4 protein-coding genes are annotated in these 2,925 nt (G+C 52.3%); 1 reads left to right on the top strand and 3 read right to left on the bottom strand.

The features are described 5' to 3' along the window. Window positions 1–776 (top strand): AarF/UbiB family protein (locus LC574_RS33855; protein WP_229457984.1); only part of this gene is annotated, 776 nt, incomplete at its 5' end. A gap of 486 nt (window positions 777–1,262) precedes the next feature. Here the strand turns inward: LC574_RS33855 and LC574_RS33850 are convergent. The 3 genes from LC574_RS33850 to LC574_RS33840 form a co-directional block, all read right to left on the bottom strand. Further along, window positions 1,263–1,916, bottom strand: coding sequence for an ATP-binding protein (locus tag LC574_RS33850; RefSeq protein WP_229457983.1), 654 nt, complete (start codon window positions 1,914–1,916; stop codon window positions 1,263–1,265). Window positions 1,917–1,959: 43 nt separating this feature from the next. Next, window positions 1,960–2,448 carry a MazG-like family protein gene (locus LC574_RS33845; RefSeq protein ID WP_229457982.1) on the bottom strand — a complete coding sequence of 163 codons (489 nt, stop codon included), beginning with the start codon at window positions 2,446–2,448 and terminating at the stop codon, window positions 1,960–1,962. A gap of 52 nt (window positions 2,449–2,500) precedes the next feature. Then, a partial coding sequence (locus LC574_RS33840) for a hypothetical protein (RefSeq protein ID WP_229457981.1) occupies window positions 2,501–2,925 on the bottom strand: 425 nt, incomplete at its 5' end.

Genomic DNA, 2,925 nt, shown 5'->3' with positions numbered 1-2,925 from the left:
TAGAGCTTCTTGCTGACGGAATCGCGATCGGTGTCGAGGATCTGCATTTCCCAGGTCACCTGGTCCTCAGCGAAATTGGTCGAGGAGCCAACGGAATAGTTCTTCGCTGTCGGAACGTCTTTCTGGATCGCCCCGAGGCAGTAAAGGTCTGGCTAAAGCTACGCGACCAGGACAATCGAAACAAATTCGTGCAGGGGTTGGCCGAGGCCAGGAAGGCTGCGAGTGCGGTAGGAAGCTATGTGCCGCAAGTGTATTCGGCCGGTGTCTTGGGCCGGAATTATTTTTATGTCTCCATGCAGATAGTGGAAGGCCCTACGCTCAAGAAATTACTGTCACCTGCCCGACATTTTATTGATGACATTACGCCAGTGCCTACCTCAACCCTATTGGCCCGCGTGGTGTTCGCTCAAGCTTATATTCACGTGCTTGATGAACTCCTCGATCGCGACCTAGTACATGGCGACCCTCACGCATCGAACATTATCGTCGCGTCTTATGACCTCACGCGGCGAACGGCTAGATTAAAGCTGCTAGATTTTGGCACCTCATGTTTTTCGTCCACCGAGTCGCTCGACGTGCGGCACTGGCGCGTAGTCCACGAAACGATGAGCCGGATTTTTGATCATCACCCGATTTTCGTCTCAAAGGGGCGCCCTCCTACGAATATTCATGGGCGCCTTCGGCACTACAGCGAGCACATTCGAGAAATTCTTGAAATATGGGACAACTATGGAGCGGACCCGATAGTTGGACGTTTGAGTAAGAATGAGATCTGATCCGTGAGTCTAACACCGTTGTCTGCTTGTGGCCCATAGCTGACGGTTCTGCGATGAGCTGCGTAGGTCCGCTCGTAAGCGTAGACCTGTCAGACCTGAAGCTGACTCCAAACGGAAATTCATAGAGGAACTATAACCACATACCGGTTCGCAGTTTCGCCTCGCTTGGCCAGCCCTGACGCTAGCAGGTAGCTAGCTTGCAAATCTGCCGTTGTCCAATGACCCGTCAGAATGTCGGCTTGAAGACCATCCCGACGGGTCAATGGCTGATGAGACGGTATTGCACAGCCCGCAAGGGGCCAGTCGGAACCGGCAGCCGAGACCTGGAGCTCTTATCCGTCCTTGCGACAGCCGCGTTTCCTGAGCAGCTCCTCATAGTAATGCCGCTTTGCACGCTTCCGGTTAGCCGTTCATCGCAAAAGGACGTGCAGCCTATCGATAGCCGAAGCGCGGGCTCCTATGCGCGTCTTCGCTGGGAATAGCATGCTATAATACGCATGCGCCAATATTCTCAACCCGCTGCCGAATTGCTCTCAAAGAATTTTCTAAACCCTCATCGTCCCCAAACGTTTCAAGTGCCGTGGTTGGCACTCTGTAAAAATTCAACAATTCCGTCATTCTCAATTCTATATTGCGACGAAAGTACTCATCATCCACCCTATTTTCGTCAACTTGCATTGGCGCGCGTATCGCGGTTGTCAAAATTAAATCGTAGGTGGGCAGCCAAGATTCAACGACGTCTTGACAACAATGGCCCTCAAACGTTGATAAATAGTCTGAGAATAGCAAGCTAGCATAAGCCAGATTATCCAGAATACCTCTGTCGCATACGACGCAATGCGAACGCGAATGGGCGACTTCTCGTTGGATCTGGGCAGCCAACATCAACGCGAGTCTTGATGGCCTATGATTGTCGGGGTGCAAGAACCCTGGAATTCCACTCTTCAGTATAAGTTCTCGGGCCAGCTCCGGCACGGCATGAACGATACACGCAGAAGCCAAAGTCGACGAAATCTTCGCAAATAGTGTCGTTTTCCCAGTTGAATGGGAGCCTGATATTGCCACCTTGAAATGTTTTTGCCGACTTTTTTCTAGCGCCATAAGCGCCGCGCCGAGCGTATGGAGTTCGAGATGCAGCATATCTTGGTTCTTGATTACGCGCCCTACCCGCGTCAGACAGCTATCAAAGCTTGATATCAGAACCCAGTTTGTCGCTCACCAGATTAAACTTGCTCGCGACAGCACTCCCAAGGTCTACCCCGCATCGGGATGCAAGAATATCAAGATAGATCACCACATCAGCCAGTTCATCGCTTAACTGCCGTTGGACAGCGTCCTTGGTAAAATCGCCTCGTTCAATCTTCTTGATGAGACTTGCCAATTCACCGAGTTCACCGGTCACCGCGTTGCACCACGCCGACAGTGCCCAGTCGGACCCGTCTGCCATGGAGTGAGCTGGCTCACCCCTAGAGTTCCTAAACAGTGGGAGCCGTGCCATGTTTGCCTTTCGCAGGCGGCTGAGCGTCAGTTCAGATTTGTGCTTCATAGCTTCCCCCCCAAGCCAGCGGCCTCCCAATGGATAGAGATGCTGGCGCAATAGCGCCTCGTAGCATGCCGGCACTTCTGCGCGCACCATGTAGTTCACGCCATCAACGGCGATCGCCATCGCCATCGACTTTGCAGGAAGAGTGTCGGATCCTGCCAGGCGTAAGTGCCTATTACTCTTATTGCGGTGTAATCTGCCCCACCACGTGGATCATGACTTGGTCAAGCACGTGGTCGATAGGACCGTTTCCATCCACGATGAAATTAGCGGCTTGCCGCAAAGCTGTCGCGACCGCGAGTTCCGTTTGATGTCCCTCGTACTCTCGCAAGTCATTTTCTGTTAGGCCATCGCGTGCCTTAAACCGATTGATCTGAACAGTCTTGTCTATATCAATATAAATTAACACGAGCGGGATCGGGGAAACAATTTTACAAACTGCGGACAAGGCCTCAACGTGTCTAATGCCATCAATCACGAGCTGGCTGTTGCCGTCCCATTTCGCCGCCGCGATAACTTGCCTAGAAAACTCTTCAAAATCGCTTGCTGCGGCTAGTTCGTCACTCTTCTTATGCATGGCTAGCCGAGTTGGCGAGATGCCATCTT

This window comes from Nostoc sp. CHAB 5715, from assembly GCF_020829685.1.
Classification (GTDB): Bacteria; Cyanobacteriota; Cyanobacteriia; order Cyanobacteriales; family Nostocaceae; genus Nostoc.
The sequence above is the reverse complement of the archived record's forward strand: the minus strand, read 5'-3'. Positions and strand labels throughout refer to the sequence as shown.

What these genes read in the sequence shown, in the direction of transcription:
- LC574_RS33850 (WP_229457983.1), bottom strand. Translation starts at nt 1,916, where the DNA reads ATGCTGCATCTCGAACTCCATACGCTCGGCGCGGCGCTTATGGCGCTA.
- LC574_RS33845 (WP_229457982.1), bottom strand. Translation starts at nt 2,448, where the DNA reads ATGGCGATGGCGATCGCCGTTGATGGCGTGAACTACATGGTGCGCGCA.